The sequence below is a fragment of the Ferrimonas sp. YFM genome (assembly GCF_030296015.1).
GTDB lineage: Bacteria > Pseudomonadota > Gammaproteobacteria > Enterobacterales > Shewanellaceae > Ferrimonas.
Window position 1 is genome coordinate 363,660 of the sequence record NZ_AP027368.1, and the last position, 17,660, is coordinate 381,319.

The 17,660-nt window shown below is 62.8% G+C and carries 17 protein-coding genes; 10 read left to right on the forward strand and 7 right to left on the reverse strand.

Annotation, left to right across the window (positions count from 1 at the left end; translation table 11 throughout):
* The first annotated feature begins 43 nt into the window (after positions 1 to 43).
* From cgtA to QUE41_RS01845, 5 genes are all read left to right on the forward strand, one after another.
* Positions 44 to 1,210, forward strand: a complete 1,167-nt coding sequence (gene cgtA, locus QUE41_RS01825) for an Obg family GTPase CgtA (RefSeq protein ID WP_286341267.1) — start codon at positions 44 to 46, stop codon at positions 1,208 to 1,210.
* 162 nt (positions 1,211 to 1,372) lie between these two features.
* Entirely contained in the window at positions 1,373 to 2,080 is a 708-nt protein-coding gene (locus tag QUE41_RS01830) for a threonine/serine exporter family protein (RefSeq protein WP_502876009.1), read from the forward strand.
* A complete protein-coding gene (locus QUE41_RS01835) occupies positions 2,077 to 2,538 on the forward strand; it encodes a threonine/serine exporter family protein (RefSeq protein ID WP_286341269.1) in 462 nt (153 codons plus the stop codon). Before QUE41_RS01830 ends, QUE41_RS01835 begins: the two co-directional genes overlap by 4 nt.
* Positions 2,539 to 2,793: 255 nt before the next feature.
* Positions 2,794 to 3,285 carry a type 3 dihydrofolate reductase gene (gene folA / locus QUE41_RS01840; protein ID WP_286341270.1) on the forward strand — a complete coding sequence of 164 codons (492 nt, stop codon included), beginning with the start codon at positions 2,794 to 2,796 and terminating at the stop codon, positions 3,283 to 3,285.
* A 127-nt stretch (positions 3,286 to 3,412) separates the two neighbouring features.
* On the forward strand, positions 3,413 to 3,802 hold the full coding sequence (locus QUE41_RS01845; protein WP_286341271.1) for a DUF3718 domain-containing protein: 390 nt from the start codon (positions 3,413 to 3,415) through the stop codon (positions 3,800 to 3,802).
* A 67-nt stretch (positions 3,803 to 3,869) separates the two neighbouring features.
* Here the strand turns inward: QUE41_RS01845 and QUE41_RS01850 are convergent, their stop codons facing one another.
* The 7 genes from QUE41_RS01850 to lptD all read right to left on the reverse strand — a co-directional run bounded on the left by QUE41_RS01850 (position 3,870) and on the right by lptD (position 12,692).
* Positions 3,870 to 5,894, reverse strand: coding sequence for a methyl-accepting chemotaxis protein (locus QUE41_RS01850; protein ID WP_286341272.1), 2,025 nt, complete (start codon positions 5,892 to 5,894; stop codon positions 3,870 to 3,872).
* A 120-nt stretch (positions 5,895 to 6,014) separates the two neighbouring features.
* On the reverse strand, positions 6,015 to 6,833 hold the full coding sequence (locus QUE41_RS01855; protein WP_286341273.1) for a symmetrical bis(5'-nucleosyl)-tetraphosphatase: 819 nt from the start codon (positions 6,831 to 6,833) through the stop codon (positions 6,015 to 6,017).
* A 2-nt stretch (positions 6,834 to 6,835) separates the two neighbouring features.
* Positions 6,836 to 7,210 (reverse strand): Co2+/Mg2+ efflux facilitator ApaG/CorD, encoded by a 375-nt coding sequence (apaG, locus tag QUE41_RS01860; RefSeq protein ID WP_286341274.1) that lies wholly within the window; start codon positions 7,208 to 7,210, stop codon positions 6,836 to 6,838.
* Between the two features lie 7 nt (positions 7,211 to 7,217).
* Positions 7,218 to 8,018: a 16S rRNA (adenine(1518)-N(6)/adenine(1519)-N(6))-dimethyltransferase RsmA gene (gene rsmA / locus QUE41_RS01865; protein ID WP_286341275.1), complete on the reverse strand. Its 801-nt coding sequence runs from the start codon at positions 8,016 to 8,018 to the stop codon at positions 7,218 to 7,220.
* Positions 8,015 to 9,001, reverse strand: coding sequence for a 4-hydroxythreonine-4-phosphate dehydrogenase PdxA (gene pdxA / locus QUE41_RS01870; protein ID WP_286341276.1), 987 nt, complete (start codon positions 8,999 to 9,001; stop codon positions 8,015 to 8,017). The genes rsmA and pdxA overlap by 4 nt, the downstream gene beginning before the upstream one ends.
* Entirely contained in the window at positions 8,998 to 10,287 is a 1,290-nt protein-coding gene (gene surA / locus QUE41_RS01875; RefSeq protein WP_286341277.1) for a peptidylprolyl isomerase SurA, read from the reverse strand. The genes pdxA and surA overlap by 4 nt, the downstream gene beginning before the upstream one ends.
* An 83-nt stretch (positions 10,288 to 10,370) precedes the next feature.
* Entirely contained in the window at positions 10,371 to 12,692 is a 2,322-nt protein-coding gene (gene lptD / locus QUE41_RS01880; RefSeq protein WP_286341278.1) for an LPS assembly protein LptD, read from the reverse strand.
* A gap of 278 nt (positions 12,693 to 12,970) precedes the next feature.
* Between lptD and QUE41_RS01885 the strand changes: the two genes are divergently transcribed.
* The 5 genes from QUE41_RS01885 (at position 12,971) to QUE41_RS01905 (ending at position 17,582) form a co-directional block, all read left to right on the forward strand.
* Positions 12,971 to 13,966 (forward strand): aminoglycoside phosphotransferase family protein, encoded by a 996-nt coding sequence (locus tag QUE41_RS01885; RefSeq protein WP_286341279.1) that lies wholly within the window; start codon positions 12,971 to 12,973, stop codon positions 13,964 to 13,966.
* A complete protein-coding gene (murU, locus tag QUE41_RS01890) occupies positions 13,963 to 14,634 on the forward strand; it encodes an N-acetylmuramate alpha-1-phosphate uridylyltransferase MurU (RefSeq protein ID WP_286341280.1) in 672 nt (223 codons plus the stop codon). Before QUE41_RS01885 ends, murU begins: the two co-directional genes overlap by 4 nt.
* Positions 14,618 to 15,379, forward strand: a complete 762-nt coding sequence (djlA, locus tag QUE41_RS01895) for a co-chaperone DjlA (protein ID WP_286341281.1) — start codon at positions 14,618 to 14,620, stop codon at positions 15,377 to 15,379. Before murU ends, djlA begins: the two co-directional genes overlap by 17 nt.
* Positions 15,380 to 15,383: 4 nt before the next feature.
* Positions 15,384 to 16,418 (forward strand): hypothetical protein, encoded by a 1,035-nt coding sequence (locus QUE41_RS01900; protein WP_286341282.1) that lies wholly within the window; start codon positions 15,384 to 15,386, stop codon positions 16,416 to 16,418.
* A 210-nt stretch (positions 16,419 to 16,628) separates the two neighbouring features.
* On the forward strand, positions 16,629 to 17,582 hold the full coding sequence (locus QUE41_RS01905; RefSeq protein WP_286341283.1) for a D-2-hydroxyacid dehydrogenase: 954 nt from the start codon (positions 16,629 to 16,631) through the stop codon (positions 17,580 to 17,582).
* Positions 17,583 to 17,660: the final 78 nt, after the last annotated feature.

Genomic DNA, 17,660 nt, shown 5'->3' on the forward strand with positions numbered 1-17,660 from the left:
ATCCTTGGTATACTATTAGCTGTTTTCCTGACGGGTTAGAGCGATGAAATTTGTAGATGAGGTGCTGATCCGGGTTGAAGCCGGAGACGGCGGCAGCGGCGTGGTGAGTTTCCGCCGTGAAAAGTACATCCCCAAAGGGGGCCCGGACGGCGGTGATGGCGGCGATGGTGGCGATGTCTACCTGATCGCCGATGAGAACCTGAACACCCTCATCGACTACCGCTTTGAGCGTTGCCACCGTGCCACCCGCGGCTCCAATGGTGCCAGTGCCAACTGCACCGGTCGGCGGGGTGAGGATAAGGTCCTGTCCGTGCCCGTGGGCACCCGGGCGGTGGACTCCGACACCCAGGAGCTGATCGGCGACCTGACCAAGCACGGTCAGAAACTGCTGGTGGCCAAGGGCGGTTACCACGGCCTGGGTAACACCAGGTTCAAGAGCTCGGTCAACCGCACCCCAAGGCAGAAGACCCTGGGGACTCCTGGTGAGCACCGTGAACTCAAGCTGGAGCTGCTGCTGCTGGCGGACGTGGGCATGCTGGGTCTGCCCAACGCAGGCAAGTCCACCTTCATCCGTGCGGTCTCTGCCGCCAAGCCCAAGGTGGCCGACTACCCCTTTACCACCCTGGTGCCCAACCTGGGTGTGGTCCGGGCCAACGCCTCCGAGAGTTTCGTGGTGGCGGACATCCCCGGCCTGATCGAAGGGGCCGCCGACGGCGCCGGCCTGGGGGTTCGCTTCCTCAAGCACCTGGAGCGCTGCCGTGCCCTGGTGCACCTGGTGGACGTGGCCCCCATTGATGAGAGCGATCCTGTCGAGGGTGCCAAGGCGATCATCAAGGAGCTGGAAACCTACTCGCCCAAGCTGGCGGCCAAACCGAGAATCCTGGTGCTGAACAAGCTGGATCTGGTGCTGGACGAAGAGAAGGATGAGCTGGTTCAGCGCATCGTCGACGGCCTGGAGTGGGAAGGGGAGGTACGCACCATCAGCGCCCTGTCCCGCACCGGCACCGATGATCTGATTCAGGAGCTGATGGCGATGCTGCGCGATATGCCTCGTGAAGAGGAGCAGCAGAGCGAAGAGGATGAGGTGGAGTTCAAGTGGGAGCACCACCATAAAGAGCAGATGGATCAGGCGGTTGTCGAAGAGGACGACGATGACTGGGACGACTGGGACGACGACGACTACGACGTCGAAGTGGTTTACCAGCGTTAATCTGAACAGTGAAAAAGGGGCCTCGTGCCCCTTTTTGCTGGCCGAAAAAGAGTATTATTCGAAGAATACACCTGTTTGTGAGACGTGTTTTTGGGGAGTCTGGGGTTGGAACTCGCTCAGCAGAATGAGATCACCCGGCTGGCGGTCAGAGCCGCTCAGCTGATGTTGGCCTGGGGGGCCGAAAGTGAACTGGTGGAAGACGTGGGCCAGCGTCTGGGGGTGGCCCTGGGGGTCGAGAGCGTGGAGTTGTCCATCTCCTCCACCTCCCTGGTGCTGACCACCCTCTACCAGCAGCGCTGCGTCACCACCACCCGTCGCCTGCGGGACCATGGCCTGAACATGGACATGGTGTGTGAAGTGCAGCGCATCTGCGTCATGGCGGAGAAGGGCCTGCTGGACCTGGATCAGGTGGGCCGCAAGCTTCGTCAGCTCAAACCCAAAACCTGGAACCGCTGGCTGGTGGTGGCGATCATCGGCCCCTCCTGCGGCAGCTTCGCCTACCTCTTCGGCGCCGACGATACCGCGGTGATGCTGACGGTGCTGGCCTCCTGCATCGGCATGGTGGTGCGTCAGCAACTGGCCAAGGGCCATTTCAACCTGCTGATCAACTGGGCGGCCACCGCCTTTGTCACCACCTTGGTGGCCCGGCTGGCGGCCATGGTGTGGCCCACCCCGGACGCCGAGGTCGCCATGGCGGCGGCGGTGCTGATGCTGGTGCCCGGTTTTCCTCTGCTCAATGCCATCGCCGATATGGTCAAGGGGCATTACAACGTCGGCCTGGCCCGCTGGGGGCAGGCGACCCTGATGACCGCCTCCGCCGCCATCGGCATCACCCTGGCGATGCAACTGACCGGGATGGGGTGGATATGAACCTGCTGCAGTTGCTGATCAACGGTGCCATCGCCGCCATCCCGGCGGTGGGCTTTGCCATGGTATTCAACGTGCCCGGGCGCTTCCTGTGGCGCTGTGGCCTGGCCGGTGCCGTCGGCCACATGGTCCGAGGCCTGTGTATGACCTGGGGGGCTCCCATTGAGTGGGCCACCTTTGCCGCCTCGGTGACGGTCGGTTTCCTGTCGGTACGTTGGTCCAGGGAGACCCTGGCGCCGATGCAGCTGTTCGGAGTGGCCGCCATCATTCCCATGATTCCCGGCACCTTCGCCTTCAACACCGTCATCGGCCTGGTGGAGATGAGCGCCCTGGGAGTGACCGCGGAGAGCCTGATGCCCGTGGTGTACAACGCCCTGAAGACCTTGTTTATTCTCGGTGCCCTGAGTGTGGGTCTGGCGATGCCCGGCCTCATCTGGTATCGGAACAAACCCATTATCTAGGGCATGTTGACCTTTGCTGAATGTTTTTGCTTCAGCATCTGGTACTTGTGGCATTAAGATGCAAGGAGTCCGCTGCAACAGAGCCGTCACTCTGGAAGAGGGCAGCGCCCTTCGGGGCCGGACTGACGACAACCACTCAGCGTTGTTCGACTTCAACATAACACCACTATGTCTGCAGTCGAACGCCTTGATTGGTTGCCGTCATCCTCGGCCAAAGACTAATCACCAAAGATAAACACGCCCTAGGAACTACGGATGCGCCTTTCCATGATTGCCTGCATGGCCTTTGATCGGGTCATCGGCAAAGAGAACCAGATGCCCTGGCATCTGCCCGCCGATCTGAAACACTTCAAAGCCATTACTATGGGCAAGCCCGTGGTGATGGGCCGCCGCACCTTCGACTCCATCGGTCGCCCCCTGCCTGGGCGCCGCAACGTGGTGATCTCCCGCAACCCCGAGTACCGACCCGAGGGAGTGACCCGGGTGGCCAGCATCGACGAGGCCCTGGTGCTGCTGGCCGATGAGGAGGAGGTGATGATCATCGGTGGTGGCCAGCTCTACGCCAGCCTGCTGCCGAAGGCGGATCGGCTCTACCTGACTCTGGCTCAGCTGCAGGTGGAGGGGGACACCCGCTTTCCCGATTACCAGCAATTGCAGTGGCGTGAACTGGAGCGGCAGATCCGACCCGCCGACGACGCTAATGCCTGTGATCTCCATTTCGTTACCCTGGAGCGGGTGCGCGACTGAATCACGCTTCTAACCACTTGTTATGGTTCCATATGCTCCAGGTTTGCATCGTTAAGCATCTGGGGTAAGCTGTCGCTGTTACCCTATGTAAATCTTTTAATAACGATAAGTAACAAGGAGTGGTGCGATGAAGACCCATCTGAGTCTGGCGGTGGCGGCAGCCCTGGTTGTAAACATGGCGTGGACACCGCAGGTTCAGGCGAACGACCAACTGATCGCCAACATCTGCCAGTACGTACATGACGACAACAAAAGCCGGCTGCGCAAGAAGCTGAAAGAGTCCAATGTTAAGGTACGCAACATCTACGACGGTATTCGCTGCAACGGTGAGACCATGATTCGCAGCGCCATCACCAACAACGCCAACGATGTGGGTGTGTTCCTGGTGAAGCGTCTGTCCGCAAAGAGCCTACAGCAGCCGGAGTTTGACGGTAAGACGGTGCTGGACTGGGCCACCACCAATGGCCACGACGGCTCCCAGATCGTCGGCGCCATCCGCGAGCGTATCGGCGGCTAATACCCGACGCAATCCATAAAAAAAGGCGACCCCAGGGTCGCCTTTTTTGTTGTCCGAATTTCGCGGCTCAGACCACCTTGAAGCGGCGCACCTGCTGCTGCAGCTCCTCGGCCAGCTGGGCCACCTGCTGACTGGAGGAGGCGGTCTGAATGGCCCCGGAGGAGGTCTGCTCGGAGATGGTGGCGATCTGCTCCAGCTTCTCGGAGATGGTCTGGGAGACGGTGTTCTGCTCCGCCGCCGCCTGGGAGATCTGGTTGCCGGCACTGACCACTCCTGCCACGGAGCGGGTGATGGCTTCCAGAGCGGTGTTGGCCTCCTCCGTGGTGGTGACGCTGCGACGGGCCTGTTCCTGGCTCTTCTGCATCACCTCTTCCGCTTCCTGGGCTCCGGCCTGGACCACCTCGATCATCTGCTGAATCTCTGTGGTGGACTCCTGGGTGCGGGAGGCGAGGGAGCGGACCTCGTCGGCGACGACGGCAAAGCCGCGGCCCTGCTCACCGGCCCGGGCGGCCTCGATGGCGGCGTTCAGGGCCAGCAGGTTGGTCTGCTCGGCGATGCCGCGGATCACATCCAGGATGCTGCCGATGGCGGCGGTGTCGCTGTTGAGCTTGTTGATCACCTGGGCGGTGCGCTCCACTTCGTCCGCCAAATTCTGGATGATGGCGCCGTTGTTCTCCGACAGGCTGCGGGCCTGGCGGGTCTCATCGTCCGCCTGCTGGGTTTCGCCCAGGGCGTCGTTGGCGTTGGTGGCCACCTGGTTGGCGGAGCTGGAGAGCTGATTGGTGGCGCTGGCCACCTGCTCGATCTGGCTGGTCTGCTCCTGGATGCCGGAGGTGGTCTGGGCGGTCACCGCAGAGGTCTCCTCGGCGGCGGCGGCCAGCTGATCGGCCCGCTCGGTGATGGAGCGGATCAGCTCCCTCAGGGCGTCGGACAGGGCATTGATGTTGCCCGCCAGCTTGCCGAATTCGTCGTGGGCCGGCAGATCCAGTCGCTTGGTCAGGTCACCGCTGGCCAGCACCGCCAACACCTCATTGACGTGGTCCAGTGGCTGGGTGATCGACTTACGGGTGCGCAGGCTGATCAGGGTGGCCACCAGGATGGAACCCAGCATCACCACCATGGTGAGGGTGCGGGTGGAGGCCAGGGACTCCATGGCCAGGTTGCCGGTGTCGTCGCTGATGGTGGCCAGCTGCTGTTGCAGGGTCTGGGTCAGGGCGATCAGGGCGTCGTACTGGCCGCGGGCCTCATCCAGCTTAGTATCCACCAACTGAGCCTGGCGCAGGTTGGCGCTCTGCAGGTCGATGAGGTTGCTGTCGCCGCGCAGGAAGCCGGTGAGGACAGTCAGGTTGTCGGTCAGCTCCTGCACCAGGTCTTGCTGGCCGGTGGCCTCACCGTCGGCGACCATGGCTTCTATGCGGTAATCCAGGCTGCGCAGCAGAAACTCGGTTTCCCCTCTCAGGGTCTCCAGATCCGCCAGGGAGCCGATCTTGTTCAGCTCCAGGCCGATGGCCACCATGCTGGCCACGGCGCTGTCCATGTTGTTGGCCTCGCCCGCCATCTGGCGTTCGGTGGCGTTGTCGGAGACTTCCAGATCCATCAGGTCCAGCAGGATGGCGCTGGCATCGTCACCGGCCATCTCCATGGTGTCGATCTGCTCGGTCAGGGCTGCCTGGCCCTCGCTCAGAGCCTGTTTGGCCTGGAGCATCTCGCTCCAGGCTTGCTGGAAGGCGGTGTTGAAGCCGCTGGCCTGGCCGGCGTTCAGGCCGAAGTCGGGACGGGTCTGCAGCAGGGTGTCCAGGGAACGAATCTGGCCGTTGAGCTGATTCTGTTGCTGCTGAAGCTGTTGCTGCAGCGGTGCCAGGGCGTCGGCCTGATCCGCGTCGTGGGCGGATTGAATGGTGATGAACTGCTGATTGAGTTCCAGGCTGACCTCATTGACCTTGTCCTTGGCCGGTACCGCGAACTTCTTATAGGTATTGGTGTGCTCTTCCACCGTGTTGATGCTGGACAGGGACAGGCCGCCGAGAATCAGCAGCAGCAGGGTGACGAAGGTGAACCCTCCGATGATGCGGAGTGAGACGGTGAGTTTCATTATTAGTATGGTCCTTGGTGTGTGATCCCCCAACGCACACCATGTTATCAAGCTGGCAACCAGTTTGCAGCAGCCATCATGCCGTTTTATGCAACAATAAAGGGGCGAAAAGTGCCCCTTCTAACCCCAGACTTTGTCTGCGTGCTGAGTAAATCTCGCCCCCGTTTCCAGTTGCCAGAATGTCAGCCAGTGACCCCAGCAGGCGCCGGTGTCCAGGCTGATGGCATTTCGTGTTCGGGTTTGGCCCATCAGTGCCGCCCAGTGGCCAAACACCAGGCGATACTCCTGCAACAAGGGGTGGGGCAGACGGAACCAGGGCACCAGGGTGCCTTCGCCGGCGGGGTTGCCCTTGGCGTAGAAATCCAGCCGGCCATCCGGGTAGAGCAAGCGCATCCGGGTCAGGCAGTTGATGGTGTAGGTTTGGCGCCGGTAGGGGCTGGCGTCCGGGTCGTCCAGATCCGGCTTATCGCCGTACATCTGGCCGACGAACTCCAGGTAGTGATCCGACTGCAGGGTGGCGCTGACCTCATCGCCGCGGCGGATCACCTCATCGACGCCCCAGTGTGGCGGCACCCCGGCATGGGTCAGGATCAGCTTGTGCTCCGGCAGGTGCCGGTACAGGGGCTGGCACCGCAGCCACTGAATCAGATCGTCGCTGTCCGGGGCGTCGAGGAACGCCTGCAGCCTGTCCTTGGGCTTGGCCTTCTTCAGCCTGGCATGCACCGCCAGCAGGTGGAGATCGTGATTGCCCAGAACGGTGCGGCCGGCGTCACCCAGTTCGCGGAACAGCCTCAGCACCTCGAGTGAGCCGGGACCGCGGGCCACCAGATCGCCGGTGCACCACAGCACGTCCTCGGCGGGATCGAAGCCCACCTGGTCCATCAGTTTCCGCAGTTCGTCGTAGCATCCCTGAATATCGCCGACAAAATAGTTGGCCATGCCTAGTGGAGGCTCCTGGGATTTTTCAGAGGGAAGCGGTCGATGGGGCTCTGCAGAACCTGACCATCTTCGCTGAGGAGGGTGTAGAAGCCCGCCATGCTGCCCACCGGAGTGGCCAGGGTAACGGCGCTGGAGTAGCTGAAACGCTCGCCGGGCGCCAGGGTGGGGGTCTGGCCCACCACCCCTTCACCACTCACCTCATTGAGGCTGCCGTTGCCGTCGGTGATCTTCCAGTGCCTGTGAGTCAGGGTCAGAGTCTGATCGTGCCGGTTTTCCATGGTGACCGTGTACTGAAACAGGAACTGCTGTTTCTCCGGCTGGGACTGCTCGGCGACGTACTGACTTTCAACCTCAATCTGCAGGGGCGGAAGACGCATGATGGCCTCAGTGACGGCAGAGGTAGTTGGCGATGGCGATAAAGTCGGACACCGGCAGTTGCTCGGGGCGCAGGCCGGGATCGATGCCAAGCTCTTCGAAAGCGGCCGCATCCAGCTTGCCTTTGAAGCTGTTTCTCAGGGTCTTACGACGCATGTTGAAGGCGGTCAGGCACACCTGGCTCAGCACTTCGACGTCGTCCACCGGGTAGGGCTTCTCCTTGTGGGGCACCAGGCGCACCACGGCGGAGTCGACCTTGGGCGGCGGGGTGAAGGCACCCGGGCCCACTTCCAGCACCGGCAGTGCCTTGCAGTAGTACTGGGCCATCACCGTCAGGCGACCGTAGTTCTTGTGACCCGGTCCGGCACACAGACGCTCCACCACCTCTTTCTGCAGCATGAAGTGCATGTTCTCCACCTTGTCGGCGTACTCGAACAGGTGGAACATCAGCGGGGTGGAGATGTTGTAGGGCAGGTTGCCGAAGATCTTCATCTTCTTGCCCTCTTCCATCAGGGAGGTGAAGTCGAACTTCAGTGCGTCCCCCTGGTGGATCTTCAATTTGTTGCCCCAGCCAGGTTGCTGGGTCAGGCGTTCAGCCAGATCTCTGTCCAGCTCCACCACGTTCAGGCACTCAACCTGCTCGGCCACCGGCTGAGTCAGGGCGCCCAGACCCGGGCCAATCTCCACCAGGGTATGGTCGTCGGTGGGATGGATGGCGGCAACGATACGATCGATCACCGTCATGTCGTGGAGGAAGTTTTGGCCGAAGCGCTTACGGGCGCGGTGGCCCATATGAACATTGTTGCTCATCTATTTTGTTTACTTGTCAGTTCAATTGCTTTGTTTAGGGCGACCAGGAAACTGCCGGGATCCGCCTGGCCGGAGCCAGCCAGGTCCAGGGCAGTGCCGTGGTCCACTGAAGTGCGGATGAAGGGCAGTCCCAGGGTGATGTTGAGGGACTTGCCGAACCCCTTGTATTTTAGCACCGGCAGACCCTGATCGTGGTACATCGCCAGCACCACATCGCAGTTGTCCAGGTACTTGGGCTGGAACAGGGTGTCCGCCGGCAGAGGGCCGGTAAGATCCATCCCTTCGGCGCGCAGGTGGCTCAGGGTGGGTTCGATCACCTCGATCTCCTCCTTGCCCAGGTGGCCACCTTCGCCGGCGTGGGGGTTGAGGCCACACACCAGGATGCGTGGCTTCTCCAGGCCGAACTTGTCCTGCAGGTCCCGGTTGAGGATGCGAATGATCTGCTCCAGGCGCTGTGGGGTGATCGCCTTGGACACATAGGCCAGGGGGATATGGGTGGTCACCAGGGCCACCTGCAGGCCTTCGGTGGCCAGCACCATCACCACATCCTGACAGCCGGCCTGCTGAGCAAAGTACTCGGTGTGACCGGAGAAGGGGATCCCCGCCTGGTTGATGATCCCCTTGTGCACGGGGCCAGTCACCACGGCGGCGAAGTCGCCACTGATGTTCTTCTCACTGGAGAACTTGAGGGTCTCCACCACGTAGGCGCTGTTGGCGTCATTGAGCTCGCCGCACACCACCGGGGCGTCCAGGGAGAAGGGGGCGATGGTCAGGGTGCCCGCAGCCTGAGGCTGGGGCTCCTTGCCGGGCTGATAGGGCTGCAGCTTGATGGGCAGCCCCAGCATCTTGGCGCGGTCGGTGATCAGCTGGGGATCGGCACAGACCACCAGCTCAACAGGCCAGGCCTGCTGGGCCAGCATCACCACCAGATCGGGGCCGACGCCTGCCGGCTCCCCTGGCGTTACCGCGATCCGGAACGTCATTTGGCTTCCACCATCTCGATGTACGCCTTGGCGCGCATCTCCTGAGACCAGGCCGCCGCCTGCTCGTTGAACTTACGGCGGAACAGCAGCTGGTAGGCGCGGTCGGTGTTCATCTTGTCTGTGGTGTCCGTGGTGCGACGGTCGGTCAGCTGCACCACGTGCCAGCCGTGGGTGGAGCGGAACGGCTTGCTGTACTCACCCTTGCCCAGCTTGGCCAGGGCGTTTTGGAACGCGGGCACATAGATGGAGGGATCGGACCAGCCCAGATCACCACCCTTGAGGGCGCTGCCGGGATCCTCGGAGTGCTCCTTGGCCAGCTCGGCAAAGTCGGCGTCACCCTTCTCCACCTCGACCAGGAAGGTGTCCAGCATCTGCTTGGCCATGTCTTCGCTGAGGATGGGTGAGGGCCGCAGCAGGATGTGACGGGCACGCACCTCTTCCACTTCCTGCAGCTGCTGACCACGGGTCTCCTGGATCTTAACGATGTGGAAACCGGCGCCACTCTTTACCGGACCTATGATGTCGCCGGGCTTGGCGCCCTTGACCAGTTCGGCAAACAGGGTGGGCATCTCGTTGATGTTCATCCAGCCCCAGTCGCCCCCTTCCAGGGCCTTGGGACCGGCGGAGGCGGCGATGGCGGTCTTGGCGAAATCCGCGCCTTCGTTGAGCAGACCCAACACCTTTTCGGCGCGGCCACGGGCTTCTTCCACCGTCTTGGTGTCGTTGTCACGCACCTCAATGAGGATGTGGCCAACGTGGAACTCGGCGTCCTGCAGACCCTGCTCCTCAATCATCTTCACCAGGGTGTCGATCTCCTGGGGGGAGATCTGAACCCGGCGCTGGACCTGGAAGCGCTGGACCTGACCCAGGGTGATCTCGCGGCGGACCTGCTCACGATACTGGGCGTAGTTGTCGCCTGAGGCTTCCACTTCGGTTTTAAGCTGTTCCAGGGTCTGGTTCTGCTCCTGGGCCATGTTCTCCAGGGTCTGGTCCAGCTGGATGTCGCTGATCACCAGGCCCATGCGTTCGGCCATCTGCAGCTGCAGGCTTTCGTTGATCAGACGGTCAACCACCTGGGTGCGCAGGGCGGCATCCGAGGGCAGGGACTGTCCGGAGCGCAGGGCGCCACGCTTGATGTTGGCGATGCGATCATCGATCTCGCTCTGCAAGATGATGCCGTTGTTTACCAGCACCGCTACCCGGTCGAGGGTCTGAGGCTGAGCCATCAGGGAGCCGGCCATGGCCAGGGAAGCCACGGCGCCTAAAAGAATATTGCGAACCTTCATCCTCTAATCCATTTCTATGGTGCAGTTATCGCTTAGAGCGTCAGGCTCGGCGACGGTTCCTGCACTGTAACACATTTGTTTCCTCAGTTTCTGAGGTAGTAGGGGCGGCGGTAGTTGAACAAACCCTCATCCAGCATGTCGCTGACCCCCAGCGGGCCTGAGGATCCCAGCCCCTTCAGTTCGAAGGTGAGGGACCAGCTGGTGTCGAAGTCATTACGCTGGCTGATGTTGGTGAAGCCGCTGTCGGTGTAGTTGGTGTTCAGGTGGCGATCGTAGCTGAGGCGAATGGCCCAGCAGCAGGATTCCCACTGGATGCCGGCAAAGGTCTCCACCGAACGGTTGAGATTGGCATCGTAGTAGTAGTTCCCCACCAGGTAGGTGTTGTCGGCGATGGGCCAGGTGGCCCGCATGCCGAACTGGTTGATGTCCACCGACTCGCCGGTGTCGGCGTCGATGGCCAGTTCCGGCACGTAACGGTGGGACAGCTGCAGCAGCTTGTCCCGCCCCGGACGGTAGTCCAGGGTCAGTTCCGACTTGTTGGTGGTGTTTGAGTTGGTGTCCAGCTGCAGGGAGCCGGCCAGGAACCAGTTCTTGGCGGCCTGCATATCCAGCTCCATCGCCAGGGCGGAGCTGGACTGCTGAATCTGGTTGGACTGGTCCGGCAGGCTCACATCACTGTCGGACAGATAGAAGATCTGGCCCAGGGCGAAGCGCAGCTTCTCGTTGTTGCTGTCGTCGTACACCCGGGTGGCCACACCCAGGGTCAGCTGGTTGGCGTCGGCGATGCGATCCAGGCCGGAGAAGCGGCGGTCGCGGAACAGGCCGGAGTAGTCGTCCTGCAGCAGGGCGGTGTCGTAGACGCCGATGTCACTCTGATCCTCATGGGGGATATAGAGGTACTGGGCCTGGGGCTCCAGGGTCTGACGGAACGGCTGGCCCTGGAAGCTCAGCTGCCGCTCCAGGTTGATCTGGCCGTGCAGGCGCAGCTGGGGCAGGGTACGGCTGACAAAGTCATCCAGGTTCTGCTCCAGGGGATCCGTGGTGCCGGTGGGCACGTCCTGCTGATAGAAGGTCTGCATCAGCTTGACCTCACCCAGCAGGCTGGCCGCCGGGGTCTGGTAGGGCAGGCTCAGGGTCGGCTCCATGTGCCAGCGGATCGCTTCCAACTGGTTGCTGCCCTGACTGGCAAAGTGGGTCAGCTCGGTGTCGAAGGCGAAGTCCAGGCCGCTGGAGACCTCGGGCCTGTGGTACTGGAAGCTCAGCTGAGGCAGCACCTGGAAGGGGGCATCCTCCTCACCCAGCACCTTGATGTCCTGCACCTTGATGGCGAAGTTCCAGTCACGCTGGAAGAACGCCGCTTCTCCCACCCGGCTCAGCTGGTTGTCGGTGCTGGTGCTGATGGCGGAATCGAAGTCGTTGAAGTAGTTGTCGTCGCTGATGTCGGCGATGTCGGCGTGCAGGCGCCAGCCGTTGTCCAGGCGGGCGGTGTGTTCCCAGGAGTAGGCCCAGCGGCTGGGGCTGCCCTTGAGGCTGTCCAGGCGATCGTTGCCGATGTACTCCAGGTTGACCAGGCCGAAGTTGTTCTCATGCAGGTAGCGCCCTTCGGTGCCCAGCCACAGGCCCCGGGAACTCATAAACTGCGGGGTCAGGGTCAGGTCATAGTTGGGGGCGATATTCCAGTAGAAGGGGGTGGTGACGTCCACGCCGTTCTTGGTGCTGGTGCTGATGGCCGGGAACAGGAAACCGGTCTTGCGCTTGTCGGAGACCGGGACCGTCATATAGGGCACATAGAACACCGGGGTGTCGAACAGGCGCACTTGGGCACTGTAGATGTGGCCCCACTCCTCGCTGGTGTCGATGACGATCTTCTCCGCCTTCAACTCCCAGTCCGGCACCTCGGCGGGACAGGTGGTGAAACTGCCGCCCCGCAGCACCAGGTCATTCTCGTTGGTGATCTCCAGCTGACCGGCGTCGCCGTGCACCTGCTGACCATGCAGCCAGTACTGGGCCTGGTTGAGGGTGGCGCTGTACTGGGTCATGTCCGCGTCGAGATCGTCGGCGGTGATGGTGATGCTGGGATCCTGATAGACCAGGTTGCCCTTGGCCAATACCTTCTGCTCCTGCTGGTGCACCTCGGCGCTGTCGGCGGTGATGGCGCGGTTGCCCTGCACCAGCTTGACGTCGCCCTGGAAACGCGCCGCCTCGCCGGCGATCGCTTCGCTGCGGTCCGCCCGCACGGTCACAGGATCTTTGGAGGCGTCTTTCGACAGGGGAGCATTGGGATCCACCATCAGGGGCACGGGAAGCTTGATGGTACACTGGTTGTCAGGCACCACCACCTGTCCCTCCTGGCTCCAGGCGGCAAAAGGCAGGCAGCAGCACGCTAAGGCGAGTTGAAAACGCATTATTATCCTTATGGATTGTACACGGTCGCCGGGCGGACTGTTGCCGCCGCGACCGCTGCCGTCACCGTTCCCCAATGAGTGACGCCCATGCCGGTTATGGTCCGGCTTGCGGCGTGTCCGTTGACCCCATCATCGGTGGTGTGACCCCTGGTGAACAGAGACGGACTCGATTCGGTCTGAGAGCCTAATTTTCAACGCGCCGAACAAAACCATTTTTCGCTGGCGCAAAAGACGTATGATAAAGCAATTTTTCCGTTTGGGCTACGCGGAGGAGAGAGATGAGCGACAGCCGTCAGGCAGCGCTGCAGCAATGGTTAAACCGGCAGTTTACCTCCCCTGTCGAGGGGCTGGTGTTGATCTTCGGCGACGCCAGCCACAGGCGCTATTTTCGCTTCTTCCATGAGGGAAGCAGCTACATTGCGGTGGATGCGCCGCCGGATCTTGAGGACAGTGCGCCCTTCCTGGCGATGACCCAGGCTTATCAGAAGGTGAGTCTGCCGGTCCCCGAGGTGATCCACGCCAGCCTGGATCTGGGGTTCATGTGCCAGAGCGATCTGGGGGACAGTCACCTGCAGGGGTATCTGGCCCCGGACCAGCTGCCCCTGTGGTATGGCCGGGCCCTGGCCCTGCTGCCGGCCATCGCCTCGGTCACCGAGCGCGCCGGCGAGCCTCTGCCCCCCTATGATGAGGCCTTCCTGCGCCAGGAGCTGGCGTTGCTGCCACAGTGGTTCATCCAGGTGCACCTGGACCGGGATCCCCAACAGCTGGCCCCTTGGTGGGCGCCCCTGTGTGAGCTGCTGGTGACCAATGCCCTGGAGCAGCCCCAGGTCGGGGTACACCGCGACTTTCACTGTCGCAACCTGATGGTGACCGGCGACGCCCTGGCCCTCATCGATTACCAGGGGGCCCTGCTGGGACCGGTGACCTATGATCCGGTGTCCCTGCTTAAGGATTGCTACGTCAAGTGGCCCTGGGCACAGCTGGAGCCTCTGCTGCACAATCATTTCCTTACGCTCAGGCAGCAGGCGCTGATACCGGAGAGCACCTCCTGGGAGCAGTTCCAGCGCTGGTACCACCTCACCGGCCTGCAACGCCATCTCAAGGTGCTGGGGATCTTCGCCCGGCTCAGCCACAGGGATGGCAAGCACCACTACCTGGCGGACCTGCCCAGGGTGTTGGAGTACGTCATCGAGGCCGCCGAGCTCTATCCGGAGACCGCTGAACTGGCCCGGGCGGCCCTGGAGTGGCGTGCACAGTTGGAGGCAGGCCGATGAAGGCGATGATCCTGGCCGCCGGCCGCGGCGAGCGGATGCGGCCTCTCACCGACACCACGCCCAAGCCGCTGCTGCCCCTGCAGGGGCGGCCGATGTTGGAACACCACCTGGAGCGCCTGGCCCGGGCGGGCTTTCGCGACGTGCTGATCAACACCGCCTGGCTGGGAGAGCAGTTTCCCCAGACCCTGGGAGATGGCCGCCGCTTTGGCCTCGCCATTCACTACCAGCATGAAACCCAGGCCCTGGAGACCGGAGGCGGCATTCAGCGGGCCCTCTCCTGGCTGGGCCCCGACCCCTTCCTGGTGGTCAATGGGGATGTTTACTGTGAACTTGAATTTAACGCGCTGCCTCAGCTGGGGCAGCAGGACCTGGCCCACCTGTGGCTGGTGGCCAATCCCGCCCACAACTCCCAGGGGGATTTCGCCCTGAATCAGGGGCGGGTGCAGGCACAGGGGGAGGCAAAGCTTACCTTCAGTGGCATCGGCCTCTACCGTCCTGAGCTGTTCGCCCGCTGCGCGCCCGGACGTTTCCCCCTGGCGCCTCTGCTCAGGGAGGCGATGGCCCAGGGCAGGGTGGGAGGCACCGCCCTTGAAGGACACTGGTGCGACGTGGGCACAGAGCAAAGATTAATCGAACTGGAGCAAAGACTTAATGCAAATTTGGGGTAAGGTGTTCGGCGCACTCCTGGGCTTTTTCTTCGGCCGTTTCGCGGGGATGATCCTCGGGGCCTGGCTGGGTCATATCCTGGTGGACAAGCGCCGCACCCCGAAAGCCGGTCCCCGGCAGAACCTGTTCTTCCATACCACTTTTGCGGTGATGGGCCATGTGGCCAAGGCCTCGGGCCAGGTCACCTCGGCGGACATCGCCCTGGCATCGGCGGTGATGGATCAGCTGCGCCTCTCCGGCGAAGCCCGCCGGGCCGCCCAGGAGGCGTTTCGCGAGGGCAAAGCCTCCGACTATCCGCTGCGGGAACGACTGAAGCAGCTGAAGCTGGTGATGGCCTTCCGTCGGGATCTGGCGCGGATGTTCCTGGAGATCCAGATTCAGATCGCCCTGTCCGACGGCAGCATCGACAGTCGTGAACAGGCGATTCTGGCGGAGATCGCCAGCCAGCTGGGGTTCAGCCAGGAGGAGCTGACGCAGATCATCTCCATGATCAAAGGGGGCAGCCACTACCACAGTAGCGGCGCCCAGGGGCCCAGCCTGGAGGATGCCTACAAGGTGCTCGGGGTGGACGCCTCCGACGATGAGCGCACCATCAAACGGGCCTACCGCAAGCTGATGGCCCAGCACCACCCGGACAAGCTGGCCAGCCAGGGTCTGCCCGATGAGATGATGGCCCTGGCCCGGCAGAAGAGCCAGGACATTCAGGCGGCCTGGGAACGGGTGCGTCAGGAACGACAGATGAGGTGATCCCATGTGGAGTCGCAAGGAAGCCGAAACCATACGCCGGGCCCTGCAGGGCTGGCAGCAGCAGGGAGAGCTGACCCCTGAGCAGGTGCAGCGATTGGAGCAGGGGCTGGAGGAGCGCCGCTTCGACTGGCTGAAACTGGCCAGGTACAGCTTCTATGTGGCGGTGGCCTCCCTGGTGCTGGCGGTGGCCAGTGTGCTGGTGGACCAGAGGGTGATCGACTGGATTACCGCCATGTTCAACGCCCCGGTGCTGGCCAGGGCCCTGGCCCTCACCCTGCTGGGCATCGGCCTGTTGGCGGTGGGGCTGTGGCGCCGGGGAGACGGAGCCCGCCCCTACCAGGTGGAGGCCCTGTTTCTGGGATCGGTGCTGGCGTTTTCCGGTGCCCTGGCCTACCTGGGGGACTACCTGCATCCGGACAGCGACAGCTGGCGTTGGTACCTGCTGGCGGCCACCTTGCTGTATCTGTTGATGGGCCTGACTCTGCGCTCCCTGCTGATCTGGGGCATCGCCCTGCTCAGCCTGATGCTGTGGCTCTGCGTGCACAGCGTCGAGGTGGCCGGCTGGGAGGGGTTGTGGTTTGGGATGAACCTGCCCCTGCGCCTGGCCCTGCTCGGCGGCCTGATCGCCCTGGCGGGACAGGCAATGGAGGGGAGGGCGCCTGCGTTGGCGCCCCTGACCCGGCACTTCGGTTGGCTCAGCGTCCTAGGGTTCCTGTGGCTGGTCTCCATCTTCGGTAACCACGGCAACTGGGATCATTGGGCCGACGTGCCCCAGTGGCAACTCTGGCCCTGGGCCCTGGGGGCCATGCTGGTGTGTCTGGGAGCCATCTGGGCCGGCATCCGCTGGTCGATACCGGCCCTGCGCCTGTATGGCCTGCTGTTCCTGATTCTCCATCTCTACAGCCGCTACTTCGAGCAGCTGTGGGACAGCCTGCACAAGGGGGTGCTGTTTGCCATCGCCGGACTGGGCTTCTGGTTACTGGGGACCCAGGCGGAGCGAATCTGGTCCAGGCAACGGGACAACACCGAAGGTTTGTAAATGCGAATTATTTGCATTATCTCAAATTTGGTGTAGAGTAGGTTGTGGGTCAGCCAAGGATGACCCTCTCTCATCATCTCCTGCACGATCTCTCCTTCGGGAGACCCCATGCCCTCCGCGCACCATCGGAGGGCATTTGCGTATCTGGGGCCTTGTTGTGTCTAATGACCTGTAGTGTCAACACGCCCTAGTGACAAGCGGAGAGCAGCGATGAAATACCTGGTGGTCCTGGACGGCTATACCCTCAACCCCGGCGATATCGACTGGCAGCCTATGGAGCGCCTGGCTCAGTGCCGGGTGTACGACCGAACCGACGATGCCGACATCCTGGCCCGCGCCGCCGGCGTGCCCCTGCTGCTGACCAACAAGACTCCCCTGACCGCCGACACCCTGGCCAGGCTGCCGGATCTCAAATACATCGGTGTGCTGGCCACCGGGGTCAATGTGGTGGACCTGGACGCCGCCCGCGGCCTGGGGATCACCGTCACCAATGTGCCCGCCTACGGGCCCGGCTCCGTGGCCCAGATGGCCATGGCCCACATCCTTCATCATGCCAGCCGGGTGGCCCATCACCACCAGCAGGTGGCTCAGGGGCGCTGGACGACCAGCCCGGATTTCTGCTTCTACGACGGTCCGCTGATCGCCCTGGAGGGCAAGACCCTGGGGCTGGTGGGCTATGGGGAGATCGCCCGGCGTCTGGCCGCCATGGGCGAAGGGTTCGGCATGAAGGTGGTGGTCACCAGTGCCACACAAAAGCGCGACCTGCCCGAGGGGCGACGCTGGTTGCCCCTGGAGTCGTTGCTGCAGCAGGCGGATGTGGTCAGCCTCCATTGCCCCCTGACCGCCGACAACCAGCGGATGATCAATGACCGCACCCTGGCGCTGATGAAGCCGGGCGCCCTGCTGGTCAACACCGCCCGCGGCCCCCTGGTGGATGAGGATGCCCTGGCCCAGGCGCTGATTCGCGGCCACCTGGGAGGGGCCGGGCTGGATGTGCTCTCCAGCGAGCCACCCCTGGCGGATAACCCCCTGCTCAGCGCGCCCAACTGCAGCATCACCCCCCACAACGCCTGGGCTACCCGGGAGGCCAGGATGCGGCTGATGCAGATCGCCGCCGACAACCTGCAGGCGTTTCTGGCGGGCAACCCGAAAAACCGGGTCTAAAGGGTGAGGAAGGGCGTTCATTGGCCGTGGTGATCCCTGCCGCTATCCCTTACACTTGGGCCAACTCGCCGCCTTAAG